The following is a 20,049-nucleotide window of genomic DNA, read 5'->3' as shown; positions in this document are numbered from 1 at the left end:
AGGCTGGACCCCGTGAAGGGCTTGCTGCTGCGGCTTTCGGCGGTCGATTCCGGCGCGGAAACGGCGGTGCGCGTCATCGCGTATTTCGACGAGCTGATCGCCCGCCGAGCGACGCTGCCGGATTTGCTGCGCGCCACGGCGTTCCTCGCGGAATGCGTCGCCGGGATTCGCCGGGTCGACGGAGCGGTGCTTCGGTACCGGCCGACCGGCGAACCCGGCGGCGACGGTCCGGTGCCGCCCGACGCCGTCGTCGTGGACCTCGACGGAGCCGGGCGAGTCTGGCTGGAGCGCGGAGGCGAGGCAGGCCCGCTCGACGTCCTGGTGCTCGAACGGCTCGCGATCTCGGCGAAGGTGCTCAACCCGGTCGAGCCGCCGCCCGCCGCGCCGCACTTGGCGGACCCGGCGTTGGTCGAACTGGTGCTGGGCGAGCAGGCGGCCGACGAGGACCGCGCCCGAGCGCTGACGCTGCTCGGCCTGGACACCACGCGTCCGCTGCGCGTGGTGGCGGTCGCTTCGGGGGCCGAGCGTGACGCCGGTGCGGACGCGGTCGCGCTCGTCGCCCGCGGCAAACCGCTCGGCGCGCGGGTGGCGGTGGTCGGCGGGGTGGCCGCGGTGGTGCTGCAGCCGCGCGAGGGTCCGGATTCGGTCGTATCAACGCTGCGCGAGACATTGGCGTTGCGGGCCAAGGACCGCACACTTCCCGACACCGTCCGGGTAGGTGTCGGCGACGCGGTCAACGGTCTTGAAGCCCGGCACTCCTGGTTGCAAGCCCGCCTGGCCCAACGATTCGCGGCGCCGTCGCGGCCGTTGATCGTGCACGAGGACCTCGGCGCGGTGACGCTGCTGGCGGAGATCCCCGCGGAGCGGCTGCGCGCGCAGCCGGACGTGCTGGCGTTGAACGCGCTCGCCGAGAGCGGTGACCTGGAGACGCTGGAAGCCTTCTGCCGCACGGGTTCCCTGCGCCAGGCAGCGGTGGCGCTGCACCGGCACCACAGTTCGGTGGCGGCGCGGCTGGCTCACGTGGAGGACGCGCTGGGATGGTCGCTGGACGATACGGCCGGACGATTCCGGGCACGGCTGGCGTTGGCGGCGCGGAGGTTGGCGGAATCCGGTTGAGGGGCGGAGGCCCCGCGTACGGCGCGGCCCGGCGGGGATCACGGAGGCAAACGACCGAGGGCCGGAGCGCACTTCCCGTGCCGACGCGGACGGTCGTGAAGGCAGGCGGGTCCGCAAGCAACCGCAGGAGGGCCGTCTACCCGGTGTGGCAAAGCGGCACCGGGTAGACGGGCGCTGGTGCTGTGCCACGACCAGCGACTGGAGGATCTGGTCTGCGGCAACGGGATTCCGCCTCGGTGGGTGCTGGAACTCGTCTCGCTGATCGCGGCCCAAACATCCAGGCTCGACCGGCTCCACGCGCAGGATGCAAAGCCCACACTGGGGAAGCCCTGCTCGGCGTCAGAGGACGCGGCGGGAATCGCTTGGCTCAAGCCGATTCCCGCCGCGCCCGTCGAGTCGTCGGAGCCAGCCGCCCAGCCTCAGCTCTCCTCGACCCCGAGCACCCGGGCCAGCACCGCCCGCCGCTCCGCAGCCTCCCGACGGCTCACCGTCGCGTGCCGGATCACCCCGGAGCCGTGGAAAGTCCCCGGGAACAAATGCAGTTCCGTCGGCACTCCCGCGGCCAAAAGGCCCTGCGCGTAAGCGATTCCCTCGTCCCGCAGCGGATCGAATTCCATCACCGACACGTAGGCCGGCGGCAATCCCGAGAGATCAGCCGCCCGCGCCGGTGCCGCATAAACCTCGACGTCCGGGCCGCCGCGCTTCCCTGGGCCGCCCAGGTAGTAGTCCCAGCTCGCCTCGGCGGCCCGCAGGTGCCACATCGGCGTGTCCGCGAACTGGCGCATGCTTCCGGTTTCCAGGCGGTCGTCCAGTTCGGGCACCGCGAGGAACTGGAACGCGACCGCCGGGCCGCCCCGGTCGCGGGCCAGCAGGGCCAGCGCCGCGGCCAGACCGCCGCCCGCGCTCACGCCGTACAGCACCACTTTCTCCGGGTCGATGCCCAGTTCGTCCGCGTGCTTGACCGACCATTCGAGCGCCGCGTAGCAGTCCTCCAGCCCGGCCGGGTACGGATTCTCCGGCGCGAGCCGGTACTCGACCGAGACGATCACCACGCCGAGGTCCCGAGCCAGTTCGACATTGCCCGCGTGGTCGACCTGCAGGTCGCCGACCGCGAAACCGCCGCCGTGGATGTCGAACACCAGCGCCTTCGTCGCGACGCGATCGGGGGTGTAGACGCGGACCGGGACGTCCGGTGCGCCCTCCGGCCCGGGCACCGCCACGTCGCGCGTGGTCACCCCGGTTTCGTCGACGTCGCCTTGCATCGAGGCGATCAGCTCGGCCATGCCCGCCCGCGCAGCGGCTACGTCGAGGATGTCGACGTCGGGCAGCATCGGGATCGCGGCGGCGATTTCGGGATCGAACGGATAACTCATCGGCGGCCTCCGTTTTCCAGGGGAAGACCCCATCGTGCCGAAATCCCGGCCTCGGGAGGCACCGCCACGTGTCGCGTACCGAGCCGGGACACCCCGCCGAGTGGCGAAACCAGTGCCCGGAAAGACGCCCCACGCCGCCTCCCGGACCTGCCCGCCCTCAGCGCCCCGCCTTCTTCCAGATCACCACCGCGCCGATGACCGCCACGAGCACCGCGCCCAGCACGATCAGCCCCTTGACGAACAGATCGTGCACGAGGTGCCGCAGCACCTCGTGCCCGTCCGCGAGCAGAACCGGGTTCACCGGCCGGACCGCTTCCGGTCCGGATCCTCGTCCAGCCACCGGGCGGCGTGACGCACGACCTCGCCGCGCACTCCCCGCGCCCCGCGCCGGTCCATCGCCCTGGCCGCCGATTTCGCCAGCGCCGCCGCGCCTTCCCGCACGCGCTCCGCCTTGCCGCGCCGCCGCAGCGAAACGATCAGCGCGAACCCGGCCAGCCCGGCGACCACGACGATCCCGGCGATGATGCCGAACCGGATCAACAGGATGTTCAGCACCGTCTCCACGGTGCACCCCCTTTCCATCACACTTGTGATACTAAACGAACAGTATCACGACTGTGATAGAAAGGACCAGTGCCTAGAGTGGTGGACGGGGAACAGCGGCGCGCGCACATCGCCGACGCGGTGCTGCGGCTGGCCGCGAAAGGCGGGCTGCACGCGGTCTCGCTGCGCGCGGTGGCCGCGGAATCGGGCTTGAACATCGGCTCCGTGCGGCATTACTTCGACAGTCAGCACGAGCTGATGCGGTTCGCGATGCGCACCACCATCGACCGGACGACCGCGCGGCTCGTCGAACGCCGCGAGAAGACGGGCTCGCTGTCGGAATTGCCGCCGGACGAGGCTGTCGACCAGCTCACCGAGTTCCTGTCGGAGCTGCTTCCGCTGGACGAACGGCGGCGCACCGAGGTGACCGTGCTGGTCGAATTCCTGATGGCCGCGCGCGCCGACCCGGGTCTGGACGACCTGGCCCGGGAAGCGGTCCAGGGCACCGTGACGCTCGCGCGCCGCATCCTCGACGCCCAAGCCGGCAGCGGCCGGTTCGAGCCGAAGGACCCCGAGGTCGAAGCGCCCCGGCTGGCCGCGCTCCTGGACGGGATCGCGTTCCGGGCCGTGCTGCAGCCGGACCTCACCTCGCCGGAGGAATGCGTCGCCATTCTTCGCGCGCACCTCGCCGAACTCATCCGACCTGCGGGTGACACCCAGGTGTGAGCGCCGCGGAGACGGGGTAGCCGGGGCAACTGGAGCGGTTCCAGATCCCGGGGAGGACTTCGATGCCGGACTCGGCGGCGACGCTGCGGGCTGCGGGCCTGCGCGTCACCAAGCCGCGGCAAGCCGTGCTCCGCTGGCTCGGCGAGCATCCGCACGCGACGGTCGAGGCGATAGTGCACGGGGTGCGCGAAAGCCTGGGAAGCGTGTCGATCCAAGCGGTCTACGACGTGCTCGCCGCGTGCGGCGACGCCGGGCTCGTCCGCCGGATCGAGCTGTCCGGCCATCCGGCGCGCTTCGAACGACGGACCGGCGACAACCACCACCACGTGGTGTGCCGCCGCTGCGGGCGGGCCGAGGACGTCGACTGCGTCCGCGGCGAGGCCCCTTGCCTGACGCCGGACGACCGGCACGGGTACGCCGTGGACGAGGCCGAGATCGTCTTCTGGGGTCTGTGCCCGGACTGCTCCGGCGTTTCCGACCACCACGAGGAGCTCGCGACATGACCGAAGAACCGAAACCCCCGGCGACCACCACGGACTCCGGGATCCCGGCCGAGAGCGACGAGCATTCGCTCACGCTCGGCCCGGGCGGCCCGATCCTGCTGCAGGACCATTACCTGATCGAGCAGATGGCGCAGTTCAACCGGGAACGGGTGCCGGAGCGGCAGCCGCACGCGAAGGGCAGCGGCGCGTTCGGGCACTTCGAGGTGACCAGCGACGTCAGCCGCTTCACCAAGGCGGCGGTGTTCCAGCCGGGCGCGAAAACCCCGATGGCCGCCCGGTTCTCCACGGTCGCGGGCGAACGCGGCAGCCCGGACACCTGGCGCGACCCGCGCGGATTCGCGCTGAAGTTCTACACCCCCGAGGGCAACTACGACCTCGTCGGCAACAACACGCCGGTGTTCTTCATCAAGGACCCGCTGAAGTTCCAGCACTTCATCCGGTCGCAGAAACGCCGCGCGGACAGCAATCTGCGCGACCACGACATGCAGTGGGACTTCTGGACGCTGTCCCCCGAATCGGCGCACCAGGTCACCTGGCTGATGGGCGACCGCGGGATCCCGCGCACGTGGCGGCACATGAACGGCTACAGCTCCCACACCTACCTGTGGGTCAACGCCGCGGGCGAGAAGTTCTGGGTCAAGTACCACTTCAAGACCGACCAGGGCATCGAGTTCTTCACCCAGCACGAGGCCGACCAGATGGCGTCGGCGGACACCGACTACCACACGCGCGACCTGTTCGAGGCCATCGCGCGCGGCGACTACCCGAGCTGGACCCTGCATGTCCAGGTGATGCCGTTCGAGGACGCGAAGACCTACCGGTTCAACCCCTTCGACCTGACGAAGGTGTGGCCGCACGGCGACTACCCGCTGATCGAGGTCGGCCGGATGACGCTCGACCGCAACCCGACCGACCACCACACCGAGATCGAGCAGGCCGCGTTCGAGCCGAACAACCTGGTGCCCGGCATCGGCCCCAGCCCGGACCGGATGCTGCTGGGCAGGCTGTTCGCCTACGCCGACGCGCACCGGTACCGGATCGGCGCGAACTACAAGCAACTGCCGGTGAACACGCCGGTCGCGCCGGTGCACAGCTACAGCAAGGACGGCTCGATGCGCTACGCCAAGGTCTCCGACCCGGTGTACGCGCCGAACTCCAAGGGCGGCCCGCGCGCCGACACGGAGCGCTACGGCACGCCCGCGGGCTGGCACGCCGACGGCGAGATGGTCCGCTCGGCCTACGTCGACCACGCCGAGGACGACGACTGGGGCCAGGCCGGCACGCTCGTGCGCGACGTGCTGGACGACGCCGCGCGCGAACGGCTGGTGGACAACATCGTCGGGCACCTGCTGAACGGGGTGACCGAACCGGTGCTGAAGCGAGCCTTCGAGTACTGGCACAACGTGGACAAGGACCTCGGCGACCGCGTCGAGTCCGGCGTGCGTGCGAAGCAGAACGAGAAGGACCCGAAGGCGGCCGAGCAGGCCAACCCGGCGCGGGAGAGCATGCAGCGGAAGGCGTAAAGCACGGCTTGCGCGAGTGGCGGTGCCGGTCCGGCACCGCCACTGTCCTGTGTGGACGACCGGAAAAACCGTGCGGTGATTCGCGGCGGGCTGGGTAGAGTGCGCGGGCATGGGCCATGTGGAAGCCGCGCATCTGCGCTACGTGCTGCCCGACGGGCGTCCGCTGCTCGGCGACGTCTCGTTCCGGGTCGGCGAGGGCGCGGTCGTGGCGCTGGTCGGCCCTAACGGCGCGGGCAAAACCACGTTGCTGCGGCTGTTGTCGGGAGAGCTGAAGCCGGACGAGGGCGCGGTCACGGTGTCCGGCGGGCTGGGCGTGATGGCGCAGTTCGTCGGATCGGTGCGCGACGAACGCACGGTGCTAGACCTGCTGGTTTCCGTTGCCCCGCAACGGGTTCGCGAGGCCGCCAGGGCGGTCGACGCGGCCGAGGAGCGGATGCTGGAGGTCGACGACGAGGCCGCGCAGATGCGGTACGCGCAGGCGCTCAGCGACTGGGCCGAAGCACGCGGGTACGAGTTCGAGACCACCTGGGACATGTGCACGACCGAGGCGCTCGGCGTGCCGTTCGACCGCGCGCGCTGGCGGCTCGTGCGCACGCTCAGCGGCGGCGAGCAGAAACGCCTGGTGCTGGAAGCGTTGCTGCGCGGGCCGGACGAGGTGCTGCTCCTGGACGAGCCGGACAACTATCTCGACGTCCCCGGCAAACGCTGGCTCGAAGCCCGGCTGAAGGAAACCCGCAAAACCGTCCTGTTCGTGTCGCACGACCGCGAACTGCTCGCGCGAGCGGCGGACAAGATCGTGAGCGTCGAGCCGGGCGGCGACGGCGCGGACGCCTGGGTGCACGGCGGCGGTTTCAGCACGTATCACGAAGCGCGCCAGGAACGGTTCGCCCGCTACGACGAGTTGCGCCGCCGCTGGGACGAGAAGCACGCCCAGCTCAAGCGGCTGGTCCGGGACATGCAGCAGTACGCCGCGCGCAGCGACGAGATGGCGTCGCGGTACAAGGCGGCGCAGACCCGGCTGCGGAAGTTCGAGGAGGCCGGTCCCCCGCCGGAACCGCCGCGCCCGCAGGACATCCGGATGCGGCTGCGCGGCGGCCGCACCGGCGTGCGCGCGGTGACCTGCGCGAATCTGGAGCTGACCGGGCTGATGAAGCCGTTCTCGCTGGAGATCTTCTTCGGCGAGCGCGTCGCGGTGCTCGGCTCGAACGGCTCCGGGAAGTCGCATTTCCTGCGGCTGCTCGCGGGCGGCGATGTCGCGCACACCGGCGAGTGGAAGACCGGCGCGCGAGTGGTGCCCGGCCATTTCGCGCAAACACATGCCCGCCCGGAACTCGCCGGCCGCACGCTGGTCGACGTGCTGTGGACGGAACACGCGGCCGATCGCGGCGCGGCGATGGCCGCGTTGCGCCGGTACGAGCTGCACCGCCAGGGAGAGCAGGCGTTCGACCGGTTGTCCGGCGGGCAGCAGGCGCGGTTCCAGATCCTGTTGCTGGAACTGGCCGGAACCACCGCGCTGCTGCTGGACGAACCGACCGACAACCTCGACCTGGAATCGGCCGAGGCGCTGCAGGACGCGCTGGAGTCGTACGAAGGCACGGTGCTCGCGGTCACGCACGACCGCTGGTTCGCGCGCTCGTTCGACCGCTACCTGGTCTTCGGCTCGGACGGCGTGGTGCGCGAGACCCCGGAGCCGGTCTGGGACGAGCGCCGGGTGGAGCGAGTGCGCTAACCCTTGCGCAGCAAGGCATCGAGCTCACGCACCAACTCCCCTACCCGGCCGCGACCGTCCGGTGCCATCGGATACCGCGACAACACCCGGACCACCACCGGATCGGCAACGGGGCGTGGAGCCGCCAACCCCGCCAGCTCGAACGCGTACGCCGCGTGCCCGGCCGAACCGAGGATGTGCCAGACCTGCGTCGCCTTCGCCAACGGATGCAGAAACGCCGCACCGGCAGCAGCCACAGCGGCCCGCGCGGCCTCGCTCGCCGCGGCCTGAGCGGCGTCGCGGGTTTCCTGATACGCCCGCTGCGCCGCCCACGCACGGTCGCGGATCGCCTTGCTGCGCTGAGCCCCTTCGGCAAACGCGCGAGCCGCCTCGATCGCGTCGTGCGGACGGCGATCGTCCGGACGGGCTCGTTCGAAGATCGGCAGCGCGGGCTCCGCACAGGCCACCGCGTAGGCCGTGACGGCGCGGAGCTCCGACCGGCCGAGTTCGATCTTCTCGGTCATGTGCTTGAACTGTATCGTTGAACCGCCGGTTGGCAGTTCAACGCGGCTTCCAGCAGGAACCTCGAGCGAAACCCTCAACCGGGGAAGGACGGCGGTGGACGAGCGGAGGGCGTGGTCCGAAGCCGACAAGGCGGCCTACCGCCGGTTCGTGCGCACCCACCATCCGGACGTCGGCGGCGACCCGGACCAGTTCGCCGCCGGGCTCCGCGAGTTCCGGCGCGGCCCGCGAAACGAAATCGCCGCGGGGACCGAACCGGCCCCACGCGGCGAATCCTTGGTGTTCGTGCGCCGGAGCCGAGGAGTGCCCCGGCTCCTCGCGGCCCTGGCCGCGCGCAGGCGGCGGAAGCGGAATCCGCGCGTGCGCTAGCGCGTCACATCCCGCCGGTCAGCGCCTGCAGCCCGAGGCTCGACGCGGCGACCGCGATCCACAGAATGGCCCCCATCAGCAGCGGCCGATGTCCCGCCTTGCGCAGGTCGGACGGCTTGAGCGCCAGGCCGATCCCGGCGAGCGCCATGGTGATCAGGAAGGTGCCGAGCGTCGACAGCGGCGCGTGCCACGCCGCCGGGATCCAGCCCGCGCTTTCCACCGTGGCGGCGGCCAGGAAGCCGATCAGGAACGGCGGCACCAGCCGGTGCCAAGGCATGGCGCGCAACGAAACCCGGCCGCCAGCCTGCTTGCGCGCGGCGAGCACGGCCAGGAACAGCACGATCGGAATCAGCGTGAGCGTACGGGTGAGCTTCACGACGAGGCCGTACGCGCCGGCGTCGCCGCCATACGCGTAAGAAGCCGCGACGACGGAAGACGTGTCGTTCACCGCGGTTCCGGCCCACAGGCCGAAGGCGTGCGGCGACATCCCGAGCGCGTGCCCGAGCGGCGGGAAAAGCAGCACCGCGGCGATGTTGAAGGTGAAGATCGTGCCGAGCGCGTAAGCGATATTGGCTTCCTTCGGCTTCAGCACCGCGCTGGTCGCCGCGATCGCGGACGCACCGCAAATGCCGGTGCCGACGCCGATCAGCGTCTGGGTTTCCCCGCGGACGCCGAGCAGCCGGCCGAGCACCCACGCGCCGCCGAGCGCGACCGCGAGCGTGCCGAGCATCACCGGAAGCGACTGCCCGCCGACGTGCACCACCTGCTGGATCGACAGCCCGGTGCCCAGCACGACGATCGACAGCTGGAGCACCGGCCGAGACGCGATGGCGTAGCCCGGGCTGAACCGCCAGCCGCGCAGCCCCGGCACGACCGCGCCGGCGACCGCGCCGAGCAGGATCGCGAGCACCGGTCCGCCGACCACCGGAACGAGCTTGCCGCCCGCCGTCGCGACCGCCGCGACCAGCAGCGCGACCGCGAGACCCGGCACCGGACGGGCGAGCTTGGCCCGCCATTCCGCCGTCGCGCGCGTCGCTCCCAGCGCCGCGCCGGTCACCGGTTCACTCCTGTGCGCACTCTGGCCTCCTCGGTAATGTACGTACATTTAATCTAAGAGCTGTCCGTACATTTGGCAAGAGGTACTGTTCCCGGCATGGGCGAGGCAGAGCTGGTGCGCACCGGCGGACAGCCCCTGTGGCGGCAGTTGCAGCAGCGGCTCCTGGTGCGCATCCGCGCCGGGGAATTCGACAGCGCGTTCCCCGGGGAGCTCGCCCTCGCCGACGAATACAGCGTCAGCAGGCAGACCGTCCGGCAGGCGCTGCGGGAACTGCGCGCGGACGGCACCCTCATCGCCGAACGCGGACGCCAGCCCCGCGTCGCCGCGGCGGCCGAGATCCAGCAGCCGCTCGGCGCGCTCTACAGCCTCTTCGCCGCGGTCGAGGAAGCCGGGCTCGACCAGCACAGCGTCGTGCGCAGGCTCGACATCCGCGCGGACGCGGTGGTCGCCGAACGCCTATCGCTGGAGGGCTCCACTCCCCTGCTGTACTTGGAACGCTTGCGGCTGGCCGGAAACGACCCGCTGGCCGTCGACCGGGTGTGGCTGCCCGCCGACCTCGCCCGGCCGCTGCTGGACGCGGATTTCCAGCACACCAGCCTGTACGGCGAACTCCACCGCCGCACCGGCGTCCGGCTCGACCACGGCGAGGAGCAGATCCGCGCCGTCGTGCCGACGCGAGCCGAACGCACCCTGCTGGGCTGCGGCGAGACTGTGGGCGCGTTCTCCATCGGACGCCTCGGCACCAGCGCGGGCAAACGCATCGAATGGCGGCACACGCTGGTCCGCGGCGACCGGTTCGCGCTGACGGCGGAGTTCTCCGGGCGCACCGGGTACCGCTTGGTCACGACGGGGGCACTGGCCGGAACCCGCTGACCCGGACGCGCCGAGACCGGCCTCAACCAGCCATGAGGATCACTCTGGGTTCCCCGCACTGGCTGCGGAGGCCGTGAGGTGCCCCTTCACGAACGCAGATTTCCGATGCCGGGGAGTGTCGGTGCCGAGGCGCGGCCGCCGAGGTCGAAGGACGGTCGCGGGTCCGGACTGGCTGAGCGGGCCAGCCCTGGTGACCGGGCGCGGGAGTCCGGGAGGATCGAGCAGGGCCGGTCGAGTCAGCCGATCCGGATCCCCGCCAGCTGCGTGCCCTGCGCGACCAGCGTCCCGGCGCTGTCCCATACGTGGCAGGACTCGTCGACCCGCCCGTCGCCGATCAGGTGGGCGCGGTGCAGCACCCGCACCGGTCCGGGAGCCGGGTGGGCCCGGACGTAGGCGGTCAATTCCAGCGTCGGAACCCAGCCGGACGGCGCGACGTCGAGGGTCGCCGGAGGAAGGGCGTCGACCGCGAACAGCAGGCTGACCGGGTCGAACGGCTCATCGCCGGGCAGCGCCAGCAGGGCGCGCAGTTCGCCGCGGCCGCTGGGTCCGTCGGCGAGCGGACGGTCGAACCGCACGTCGATTTCGTCGCGGATCGCGATCGGGATGCCCGACGTCAGCACGGCCGGGCCCCACGGCTCGTCCGCGAACGGCCCGAATTCCGGCCGCGGCACGCCGTCCTGCCAGAACGGCTCGGCCTCGCCGAGGACGCCCAGCGTCAAGAGGGCTTCGACCTGCGGCACGCCGTCCTTGAGCAGCCGTCCGCGCAGCTGCGTCGCGGACCGGCCGGTGCGCAGCACCTCGACCTCGATCTCCGCCGGACCCGGCTCGGGCGAGCGGAGGTAGTGCGCGCTGGCGGCGAGCACGTCCGGATGCCCGGAAACGACGGTCGCCGCGCGGGCGACGGTGGCCAGCAGATAACCGCCGTTCGGGCGGCCGCCGATGGTCCACGCCGGGCTGAGGTCGACGCTGAACTCGGTGTCCGAACGCTGCTTGACCGCCGACACCGCGGCGAAGGTCGTCGTGCTCACGGTCCCTCCAGGTGGGTTGCTTTCCGCAACCTACCTGCTAGACCATCCGGTCGTCCTGGGCAGTGAGACCCACGCCACCCGTTCCGCGAAATTCCCCGGCAAGATGTCCGCGGTGCGTGTCGAGGACGGCGCGCGGGTTCCGTTCCCTTGGCGAGCCCACCCGGAAGCGGCGGGCCGGACACTGGAGGAAACGCTATGCCGAAGTACATGCTCCTGCAGACCTACGCCCAGGGCGAAGGCTGCGACGTCCCGTTGCCGGAGTGGGCCCCGGAGGACATCCGCGCGCACATCCAGTTCCAGCACGTGCTCAACGCCGAGCTCACCGAAGCCGGGGAACTCGTCGAGGCGGAAGGGCTCGCCGGACCGGAAGCGGCGAAGACCGTGGTCGCGGACGGCAAGGGCGGGGCGGTCGTCACCGACGGACCCTTCCCGGAGGGCAAGGAACTGCTGGCCGGATACCGCGTAGTGGACGTCGAATCGGAGGCGCGGGCGCTGGAGATCGCGACCCGGGTCTCGGCCGCGCCCGGTCCGGAGGGCGCGCCGCTGCGGGTGCCGATCGAAGTGCGCCAGGTCATGAGCGCGCCGGAGGTGTGATGACGGAGGTTGAGGACCTGGTGCGCACGCTCGCGCCCCAGGTCCTGGCCGTGCTCGTGCGCCGGTCCGGCGATTTCGGCGCGGCCGAGGACGCGACGCAGGAAGCCCTTCTCGCGGCCGTGCGGCACTGGCCTGCCGAGGGGATCCCGGAGAACCCGCGCGGCTGGCTGCTGCAGACCGCCAGCCGCCGGATCATCGACAGCTTCCGCAGCGACCAGGCTCGGCGGCGGCGCGAGGACGCCGTCGCCGCCGAGCCGCACGGCGCCGAGGTGCCGGACCGGGACGACACGCTGACGCTGTTGTTCCTGTGCGCGCACCCGTCGCTGACCTCGGCGTCGGCGATCGCGCTGACGTTGCGGGCGGTCGGCGGGCTGACGACCGCGGAGATCGCCAGCGCGTTCCTCGTGCCGGAAACCACGATGGCGCAACGGATCAGCCGGGCGAAGGCGAAAATCAAGAAGTCCGGCCTGCCGTTCCGGATGCCCGCCGCGGACGAGCGGCAGGCGCGGCTGCGGTCCGTGCTGCACGTGCTGTACTTGGTGTTCAACGAGGGATACACGAGCAGCGGGGGCCCCAGCCTGCACCGGACCGAACTGTCCGCCGAGGCGATCCGCCTGGCCCGGCTGCTGCACGCCGCGCTCCCGGACGACGGGGAGGCGACCGGCTTGCTCGCGCTGATGCTGCTCACCGACGCCCGCCGCCCGGCCCGCACCGGCCCGGACGGCGAGCTCATCCCGCTCGCCGATCAGGACCGGGCGCGATGGGACCGTTCGCTGATCCGGGAAGGAGTCGCGCTGATCACCGACGCGCTGACCCGCGATGGCCTCGGCGAATACCGCCTGCAAGCCGCGATCGCCGCGACGCATGACATCGCACTGCGGGCCGAAGACACGGATTGGCCGCGTGTGCTCACGCTGTACACGCGGCTCGAGGCGCTCACCGGCAACCCGGTCGTCGCGCTCAATCGCGCGATCGCGACGGCAATGGTGCACGGGCCGGACGCCGGGCTCGCGATGCTCGCCGGACTCGACGACCGGCTCCCCGACCACCACCGCCTCGCCGCCGCCCGCGCGCATCTGCTGGAACTGGCCGGCGAACGAGAGGAAGCCGTCCGCCACTACACCGCGGCCGCCGCGCGCACCGGAAACACCGCCGAGCAGCGCTATCTGACGCTGCGCGCGGCCCGGCTCCGCACTGGCCATTCCACAAGCCGCTCGCCGATCGGCACCGAGTAGTATCAGGACACTTCACGAGCGGAGCGCACCATGGCGAGCATCGAAGACGCCCGTCGCCGGACCGGGTACGACGTCACCGAGGCGACTGTCGACGACGTGCTGTCCGCCCTCCGCTCCGCCGAACCGCCGACGCCGGGCACCGGGATCGTGTGGTGGCTGTACGCGGGCCGCAAGCCGCGGACGCCGTACCTGGTCGCCGGGTTGCGCGGCGCGCGAGGAAGCCTGGCGTGGCACGAAAACGGCGAGACCTTCCTGCCCGCGGACGGCGTGGGCGAGGAGCCGGTCGACTACTTCAGTCTTCAGGGCGCGCACTTCCCGCAGCCCTCCGGGAGCGAGGTCTCCGCCGAGGAAGTGCTGCGCGCGGTCCGGGAACTGTGCGAATCCCGGACGCGACCCGCCTGCGTTTCCTGGAAGCCCGCCTAGCTCGTGTCCACATCGGACTGTTCGTTACCTCGGCGCGAAGTCGTCCTTGTGCGCCCGCGCCCACTCGCGGAATGACGTCGCTCGGCCCGCGAACCGTTCCACGGTGTTGTTCACCGGCGCCACCCGGCCCACCGCCGCCTCCTCCACGTCCATCAGATGCTCCAGGACCGCCGCGGGCATCCACTCCGGACGCCGGGCCAGGGCCTCGCTCCGCGTTTCGGTGACCACTTCGATCGAGCGACCCAACTCCTCCGCAAGGGTTTCCACTACCGCACGCTGCGTCATCGACTCCGGTCCCGTCACCGCCAGCATCCGCCCTGGATAGCTACGCTCAGTGAGCAGCTTCGCGGCAACCGCGGCTACGTCCGCCTCCGCCGTCGGCGTGAACTGCGACTCCGGAGAGAAGAGCCGCACCGGTTCCCCCGCCCGGATCGCCGCACCCCAGTCGCGCCGGGCATTGCCCGCCAGCCAGCCCGGATACAGCACCGTGAACGGCAGTCCGGACTCCGCCACCGCCGTCTCCGCGGGCAGATGCCCCAGCCGGATCGGATTGTCGGCAGCTCCCTCGTAGACGTCCGGTGAGGACAGCAGCACGACGTACGACACTCCTGTTTTTCGCGCCGCAGCAAGGAAGTGCACCGCACCGTTCGGCCGTGTCGGGTACAGGAAGATCGCGTCCACGCCGCGCAGCGCATCCTCGAACCCGCTCTCCGCCGTGAGATCCAGCGACACCGCGTCCGGCAAATCCAGCACGGCCGCGTCGCGCGCCGACCCTCTCACCTCGTGCCCGCCCTCGCGGAGCACCCGGACGACCTCGCTCCCGACATTCCCGCGCGCCCCCGTCACCAGGATGGTCATCCGCACACTTCCTTTGCTCTTAAATTAACTTTACTTGCAAAGCTAACTCGGTGACTCACCGCTGTCAACCTGGGCCCCTGGTACACGACCGGGCGAGATCGTTGTATGGATCGTGTACGGATCCCTCCGACACTCCGGCAGTTCGATTCGGACGAGTGAAGGGAGATCCGTCGTGGTCGGGAATCTGACGGTCCGGCGCACGGTCGCCGCACTGCTCGCCGCGGGGGCGGTCACCGCAGTCGCGACGCCCGTGAGCGCTGCCGAGGCTTCTGGCGCCTGGCGAGCCGATCTGTCCTCAGTGGACAGCGACGACGTCAATGTCACCGCCTCCAGCGGCACGCTGACGCTGCGGGACTCCACATGGAGACCCGCCGACCAGGCCGCGGGAAGCGAGGGCTACCTGCTCTCCGCCGAACGGCGCCTGCCCGCGCCGGTGAACCGGGTAGCCGCCGAGATCTCCGCCGACGCGCCCCAAGGCACCTCTGTCGACGTCGACGTCCGCGGCCGCTCCGGCGCCGACGACTGGACGGAGTGGGTCCCCGCCGGCACCGCACTCCCCCGGGCGGTGAGCGTCGTGCAGACCAGGATCACCCTGTCCAGCACCACCGCCGCCCGCCCCACCGTGCGCGACGTCGAATTGACCGGATCCCTGACCCCACAGGCGAACGCCCTCGTCGCGGCCACTCCGCTCACCTACACCGTCTACGCCACCCGCGAAGGCCTCGCCGGCCACACCACCGCGAACGGCCACACAATCGCGAGCAACGACCACTTCGTCGCGCTTCCGTCCGGAAAAGCCTTGTCGCCCAAGGGAACCGGCAACTACAGCGTGCGCGTGTGCAAGACGGACAACAGCCGCTGCGAATACGCGCCGGTGTGGGACGTCGGCCCGTGGAACACCAAGAACGACTACTGGAACCCGTCCTCGGTGCGCGCGGAGTACAAGGACCTGCCGCAAGGCCAGCCCGAGGCGTACGCCGCCTACCACAACGGCTACAACGGCGGCCGGGACGATCTCGGGTACAAGGTCGGCAACCCGGCGGGCATCGACCTGGCCGACGGCACCTTCAGCTCCGGCGTCGGCCTCGGCGACAACGGAAACGTGAAGGTCACCTACCTCTGGACAGGTTCCGCCGCGGCGACTGGCCTGGTCCAAACGGCAGGAGACCCGGTGAACGTCCGGTCGGGCGCGCACACGTCCTCGTCGGTGAAAGGCCTGGCGGCGAACTACGCCAGGGTGAACATCGAATGCTACGTCAACGGGGACTCCGTGACCGGGAAGTTCGGCACGAGCAAGATCTGGGACCGGATCGGGCCCGGACACTACATCTCGGACACCTACGTGAAGACCGGCTCGGACCAGCCGGTGGCACCGCTCTGCTGAGGTGACTGGGGGTGCCGGTGCGGAGCCATGGGGCTGGCTCCGCACCGGCGACTCCGACCTGCCCAACCGGTGCGGACCGACCGGTCGTGCCGCACTTCTGATGTGACTGGGGGGCGCCGGTGCGGAACCTGGGGCTGGTTCCGCACCGGTCGCTCCGCCCGATGCGGCCGGTGCGGCCGGTGCGCACCAGCCGGTCGCGCCACACTGCTCAGTCGCCTGGGCACCCGTGCGGAGCCTGAGGGCTGGCTCCGCACCGGCGACTCCGACCGATGCGCTTCCCTCGGCTACAGCTCGTGCACCCCTCTTGCTGAGCAGTTTCTCGTCAACGTGGCCTCGTGAGGATTCACTGCCTGGTCCTCGCTCCGCAGGATCTTCTTGGCGCGGACTGCGTCTCCGAATTCCCTCAGCCGTTCTTCATCACTGGCTCCATCGCCAAGTGATCGACCCTTCGCGGCCCTCTTTCCTTTCGCCGCAACTCATCTCTCGGGCCCGTCTTCGCAATCCCTTTGCACTGCACGAAGAGATGCTCCCTGATGGGCAAAGCCCGCCCCGCCCCCGGATTCGAATACTCCGGGCAATCGACGGCTTGCCCCATCACCCTCGGCTGAGCCGAGCCCGCATCGCGGAACAACCAGCCGCGCATATCGCGCACGACACTCCAAGCACGGCACGGTAAGGTTCGAGACATGACGTCTCCGGAGGCCAGCAGACGGTAGCCGCCCAGCCGCAAGCTGGGCGGCGGAGTGACGGGTACCGGGTTTGCTCCCGGGCTGGGCTGACCAGCGGAAGCTTGACCACAGACACCGCACTGTTGAGCCGTAAGCTGTTGCCTCGGTCAGGTTCCCGTGCGTGCGCCGGTCCTCACCGGCATAAACACTCACGACTGCGACGGGCGCAGCGACCGCGCCATCGGCAAGGTTCGCAAAGCCTGCGTCAGGCGGCCAGGTCGTGGTGAAGTCCGGTGTCACAGGCAAAGTCTGTCGTTGGCGGACTCGTCTGCGCGGAGCCTGAGCACAGCAGCGCCAGCGGCAAAGCAGGCTCGCATCGTGGCACGGCTGGGTTCACGCTGCCCAGCCGCGAATGGCAAAGGCCACGCACAGCGACCGGCCGTCAGCGGCAAAGCCTGCGCACCGCAACAGCACCACGGCTTTCTCTGCACGGCAAGGCCTGCCCATCAAAGCCATGGCCTGCTCACTGCAGCAGAACCAGCACGGGGACCGTTGTGCGCGGCTGGGCCGAGACGAGGCCACGACAACCACGTCGTAGCAAGGCTCGCCTGTCGCAACTGCAGCCGCTGACGAAGCCTGCGCGCCCGAGCCACGGCCAGGCGTCCCCGAGCCATCGCCCAGCGAACGCACGGCTGGCTCAAGGCGACGCACAGCCAACGCGAGCTGGCTCAACCCAACCCGCGGCCGCGGCACACAAGCCCAAGGCACCCCACTCCGCACCCGAACTGTCCGCATCCCCCCGCGTCCCACCGACGCTCCAGTCATCCGGAGTCGATTCCTCTTGCCTCCCGTCCTTTTCCTCCTCGCCGCCGCGGTCTTCGCGCAAGGCACGTCCGAGTTCGTCCTTTCCGGGCTGCTCCCCCAGATCGCCGCTGGCACCGGCGTCTCTCTCGGCACCGCCGGGCTGCTTACGTCCCTTTTCGCGGCCGGAATGGTCGTCGGCGCACCAGTACTGGCGATGCTTGGCAGCAAACTGCCGCGCAAGCTCGCGCTCCTCGCCTTCCTCGGCCTTTTCAGCGGAGTACACGTCATCGGCGCCCTCACCACCGATTTCCCGCTCCTGCTCGCCACCCGGGCGCTCGCGGCGTTCGCCAACGCTGGGTTTCTCGCCGTAGCACTCGCGTCGCTGCCGTCGCTCGTCCCGGCGGACGCCGTTGGGCGGGCGACTTCCGTGTTGCTGTCCGGTGTCACGCTCGCGTGCATCGTCGGCGTTCCGGCCGGGACGGTGCTCGGCCAGTACGCCGGGTGGCAGGCCGCGTTCTGGGCCATCGCGGCGATCACCGCGGTGGCCGCCGCCGCGTTGACCACCACCTCGTTCGACGACCCGCCATCGGCTAGCCCGGTGGTTCGCGAGTGGCGCGTCCTCGCCCAGCCTTGCGTCGCGGCCATCGTGGGCAAGGGAATTCTCGTCAACGGCGGGACGTTCGCCGCCTTCACCTATCTCGGCACGATGACCGCCCCGACAGGGTGGGTTCCGGTTGTACTGGCGGCTTTCGGAGTGGGATCGTTCGTCGGCGTCACGATCGCGGGCAAGGCAGGTCCGAAGATGCTCAAGGCGGGCACGGCGGTGCTGACCGCCGTGTGGGTGGCGGCGTTCTTCGCGGCGCAGAGCCTTCCGGGGCTCCTCATAGCCGCGTTGCTCACCGGGGCGACGGCGTTCGGCGTCGGATCCGCGCTGATCGCTGCGATCGTCACTACCGCCGGCAATGCGGCACCCCGGGTGGCCGGGGCGATCGCGACCACGGCGTTCAACCTCGGCGCCGTGGTCGGGCCCGCGGTGGCGGGGGCCTTCGTCCTCGATGCCACGCAGGCGCGGGCGGCGTTCTGGGTCAGCGCGGCCTTCACCGCCGCGGCGATGCTCCTGCGGGTCAAGAAATAGAGAAAGGCGGCCCGGGCCAGTGAAAAGCCCGGGCCGCCTGGCTCAGCGCAGGGTGTCCCAGCCCGCGTAGCGAGCCTCGGTGCCCAGCTCTTCCTCGATGCGGATCAGCTGGTTGTATTTCGCCGTGCGGTCGGACCTCGACAGCGAACCGGTCTTGATCTGGCCGCATCCGGTGGCCACCGCGAGGTCGGCGATGGTGGTGTCCTCGGTCTCGCCCGAACGGTGCGACATGACCGCCGAGTAGCCCGCCTTGTGCGCGGTGTCGACCGCGGCCAGCGTCTCGGTCAGGGTGCCGATCTGGTTGACCTTGATGAGGATCGAGTTGGCGATGCCGCGCTCGATGCCGTCGCGCAGGATCTCGACGTTCGTGCAGAACAGGTCGTCGCCGACGAGCTGCACGCGGTCGCCGATGCCGTCGGTCAGCTGCTTCCAGCCGGCGTAGTCGTCCTGCGCCAGGCCGTCCTCGATCGACACGATCGGGAAGCGCTCGGTCAGCTCGGTCAGGTACGCGACGTGCTCCTCGACGCTGCGCTTGCGGCCCTCGCCGGTGTAGTCGTAGACGCCGTCGCGGTAGAACTCCGACGCCGCCGGGTCCAGCAGCAGCGCGATGTCCTTGCCCGGCTCGTACCCGGTCTTCTCGATCGCGCGGACCACGAACTCGAGCGCCTCGTCCGCCGACCCCAGCTGCGGTGCGAACCCGCCCTCGTCTCCGACATTCGTGTTGTGTCCCGCTTCGTGCAGCGATTTCCGCAGCGTGTGGAACACCTCCGAGCCCATCCGCACGGCCTCGGCGAACGACGACGCGCCGACCGGGCCGATCATGAACTCCTGGAAGTCGATCGGGTTGTCCGCGTGCGCACCGCCGTTGACGATGTTCATCATCGGCATCGGCAGCAGGTGCGCGTAGACCCCGCCGACGTAGCGGTACAGCGGCAGCGTGTTCGCCGCGGCGGCCGCCTTCGCCACCGCCAGCGAGACCCCGAGCGTCGCGTTCGCGCCGAGGCGGGCCTTGTTCTCGGTGCCGTCGAGGGCGATCAGCGCGCGGTCGACATCGGCCTGCGCCTCGGCCTCCATGCCGACCACGGCGTCGGCGATCTCGCCGTTCACCGCGTCGATCGCCTTGCGCACGCCCTTGCCGTGGAACCGCTTCGCGTCGCCGTCCCGCAGCTCAACGGCCTCGCGCGTGCCGGTGGAGGCCCCGGACGGCACCGCCGCCCTGCCCGCCGACCCGTCCGCCAGCACCACGTCGACCTCGACCGTCGGGTTGCCCCGGCTGTCGAGCACCTCACGGCCCCGGACCCGGACGATGGCTGTCATAACGCTCCTCGGAGGTTCGAGCCGAAGCACTCAGCGCACGCTCCGTGAAGCGCTCCGGCGGCAACGCGGCACCACGGCGAGCCGCACGTCAGACCGGAGGCTAGCAGAAACCTACTGAATCGATCCCGCTCAGCCGGGACATTCCACTGAGGACAGTCCGGAAGCCGTTTCCCGGCAAAGGGAACGAACCGGAAATCGTCCGGCGGACAACTTCACGCCCCGGACAGCTCGCGTTCATCGCCGGGCCGCGCGGCGAGCATAGCTTCGCTTCCGCCTGGGAGCCGGAGGAG

Annotated in this window: 20 protein-coding genes; 12 read left to right on the top strand and 8 right to left on the bottom strand. The window is 70.6% G+C overall.

The genetic code is table 11. The features are described from left to right. Positions 1-12: 12 nt before the first annotated feature. Positions 13-1,116, top strand: coding sequence for a helix-turn-helix domain-containing protein (locus tag ATK30_RS34145; RefSeq protein WP_101438904.1), 1,104 nt, complete (start codon positions 13-15; stop codon positions 1,114-1,116). Positions 1,117-1,535: 419 nt separating this feature from the next. Here the strand turns inward: ATK30_RS34145 and ATK30_RS34140 are convergent, their stop codons facing one another. The 3 genes from ATK30_RS34140 to ATK30_RS34130 all read right to left on the bottom strand — a co-directional run bounded on the left by ATK30_RS34140 (position 1,536) and on the right by ATK30_RS34130 (position 3,053). Next, positions 1,536-2,489 carry an alpha/beta hydrolase gene (locus tag ATK30_RS34140; protein WP_167442047.1) on the bottom strand — a complete coding sequence of 318 codons (954 nt, stop codon included), beginning with the start codon at positions 2,487-2,489 and terminating at the stop codon, positions 1,536-1,538. Between the two features lie 157 nt (positions 2,490-2,646). Next, positions 2,647-2,790, bottom strand: a complete 144-nt coding sequence (locus ATK30_RS34135) for a hypothetical protein (RefSeq protein ID WP_208637480.1) — start codon at positions 2,788-2,790, stop codon at positions 2,647-2,649. After that, a complete protein-coding gene (locus ATK30_RS34130; RefSeq protein WP_101438901.1) occupies positions 2,787-3,053 on the bottom strand; it encodes a hypothetical protein in 267 nt (88 codons plus the stop codon). Before ATK30_RS34130 ends, ATK30_RS34135 begins: the two co-directional genes overlap by 4 nt. A 69-nt stretch (positions 3,054-3,122) precedes the next feature. On the opposite strand from ATK30_RS34130, the gene ATK30_RS34125 reads away from it, so the two are divergent. The 4 genes from ATK30_RS34125 to ATK30_RS34110 all read left to right on the top strand — a co-directional run bounded on the left by ATK30_RS34125 (position 3,123) and on the right by ATK30_RS34110 (position 7,513). After that, on the top strand, positions 3,123-3,758 hold the full coding sequence (locus ATK30_RS34125) for a TetR/AcrR family transcriptional regulator (protein WP_101438900.1): 636 nt from the start codon (positions 3,123-3,125) through the stop codon (positions 3,756-3,758). Between the two features lie 62 nt (positions 3,759-3,820). After that, on the top strand, positions 3,821-4,261 hold the full coding sequence (locus ATK30_RS34120; protein ID WP_101438899.1) for a Fur family transcriptional regulator: 441 nt from the start codon (positions 3,821-3,823) through the stop codon (positions 4,259-4,261). Continuing rightward, complete coding sequence (locus ATK30_RS34115) at positions 4,258-5,784, top strand: catalase (RefSeq protein WP_101438898.1); 1,527 nt, start codon at positions 4,258-4,260, stop codon at positions 5,782-5,784. The genes ATK30_RS34120 and ATK30_RS34115 overlap by 4 nt, the downstream gene beginning before the upstream one ends. Positions 5,785-5,893: 109 nt before the next feature. Further along, on the top strand, positions 5,894-7,513 hold the full coding sequence (locus ATK30_RS34110; protein WP_101438897.1) for an ABC-F family ATP-binding cassette domain-containing protein: 1,620 nt from the start codon (positions 5,894-5,896) through the stop codon (positions 7,511-7,513). On the opposite strand, the gene ATK30_RS34105 is transcribed toward ATK30_RS34110, so the two are convergent. Next, positions 7,510-8,016 (bottom strand): putative immunity protein, encoded by a 507-nt coding sequence (locus tag ATK30_RS34105; protein WP_101438896.1) that lies wholly within the window; start codon positions 8,014-8,016, stop codon positions 7,510-7,512. The two genes, ATK30_RS34110 and ATK30_RS34105, sit on opposite strands and share 4 nt — an antisense overlap. Positions 8,017-8,110: 94 nt before the next feature. Between ATK30_RS34105 and ATK30_RS34100 the strand changes: the two genes are divergently transcribed. Further along, positions 8,111-8,383 (top strand): hypothetical protein, encoded by a 273-nt coding sequence (locus ATK30_RS34100; RefSeq protein ID WP_101438895.1) that lies wholly within the window; start codon positions 8,111-8,113, stop codon positions 8,381-8,383. Positions 8,384-8,387: 4 nt separating this feature from the next. On the opposite strand, the gene ATK30_RS34095 is transcribed toward ATK30_RS34100, so the two are convergent. Further along, the gene (locus tag ATK30_RS34095) at positions 8,388-9,440 is read right to left on the bottom strand and encodes a YeiH family protein (RefSeq protein ID WP_101438894.1); all 1,053 of its coding nucleotides are present in this window, start codon (positions 9,438-9,440) and stop codon (positions 8,388-8,390) included. Positions 9,441-9,536: 96 nt separating this feature from the next. On the opposite strand from ATK30_RS34095, the gene ATK30_RS34090 reads away from it, so the two are divergent. Beyond that, positions 9,537-10,313: a GntR family transcriptional regulator gene (locus ATK30_RS34090; protein WP_101438893.1), complete on the top strand. Its 777-nt coding sequence runs from the start codon at positions 9,537-9,539 to the stop codon at positions 10,311-10,313. A 236-nt stretch (positions 10,314-10,549) separates the two neighbouring features. On the opposite strand, the gene ATK30_RS34085 is transcribed toward ATK30_RS34090, so the two are convergent. After that, positions 10,550-11,341: a thioesterase family protein gene (locus ATK30_RS34085; RefSeq protein ID WP_101438892.1), complete on the bottom strand. Its 792-nt coding sequence runs from the start codon at positions 11,339-11,341 to the stop codon at positions 10,550-10,552. Between the two features lie 195 nt (positions 11,342-11,536). On the opposite strand from ATK30_RS34085, the gene ATK30_RS34080 reads away from it, so the two are divergent. From ATK30_RS34080 to ATK30_RS34070, 3 genes are read left to right on the top strand one after another with little or no spacing between them, the layout of a single operon-like run. Further along, positions 11,537-11,935 carry a YciI family protein gene (locus ATK30_RS34080; protein ID WP_101438891.1) on the top strand — a complete coding sequence of 133 codons (399 nt, stop codon included), beginning with the start codon at positions 11,537-11,539 and terminating at the stop codon, positions 11,933-11,935. Then, positions 11,935-13,170 (top strand): RNA polymerase sigma factor, encoded by a 1,236-nt coding sequence (locus tag ATK30_RS34075; protein WP_101438890.1) that lies wholly within the window; start codon positions 11,935-11,937, stop codon positions 13,168-13,170. Before ATK30_RS34080 ends, ATK30_RS34075 begins: the two co-directional genes overlap by 1 nt. Before the next feature lie 30 nt (positions 13,171-13,200). Further along, a complete protein-coding gene (locus ATK30_RS34070) occupies positions 13,201-13,593 on the top strand; it encodes an Imm1 family immunity protein (protein WP_101438889.1) in 393 nt (130 codons plus the stop codon). Between the two features lie 24 nt (positions 13,594-13,617). On the opposite strand, the gene ATK30_RS34065 is transcribed toward ATK30_RS34070, so the two are convergent. After that, a complete protein-coding gene (locus ATK30_RS34065) occupies positions 13,618-14,451 on the bottom strand; it encodes an SDR family oxidoreductase (protein ID WP_101438888.1) in 834 nt (277 codons plus the stop codon). 172 nt (positions 14,452-14,623) lie between these two features. Between ATK30_RS34065 and ATK30_RS34060 the strand changes: the two genes are divergently transcribed. Then, positions 14,624-15,835, top strand: a complete 1,212-nt coding sequence (locus ATK30_RS34060; protein ID WP_101438887.1) for a hypothetical protein — start codon at positions 14,624-14,626, stop codon at positions 15,833-15,835. A gap of 1,509 nt (positions 15,836-17,344) precedes the next feature. Continuing rightward, complete coding sequence (locus tag ATK30_RS34055; protein ID WP_101438886.1) at positions 17,345-18,442, top strand: MFS transporter; 1,098 nt, start codon at positions 17,345-17,347, stop codon at positions 18,440-18,442. 42 nt (positions 18,443-18,484) lie between these two features. Here the strand turns inward: ATK30_RS34055 and eno are convergent, their stop codons facing one another. After that, complete coding sequence (gene eno, locus ATK30_RS34050) at positions 18,485-19,759, bottom strand: phosphopyruvate hydratase (RefSeq protein ID WP_101438885.1); 1,275 nt, start codon at positions 19,757-19,759, stop codon at positions 18,485-18,487. Positions 19,760-20,049: the final 290 nt, after the last annotated feature.

This window comes from Amycolatopsis echigonensis, from assembly GCF_002846615.1.
GTDB classification, from domain to species: domain Bacteria; phylum Actinomycetota; class Actinomycetes; order Mycobacteriales; family Pseudonocardiaceae; genus Amycolatopsis; species Amycolatopsis echigonensis.
Note: the sequence above shows the minus strand (reverse complement) of the source record. Positions and strands in the feature narration are given on the sequence as shown.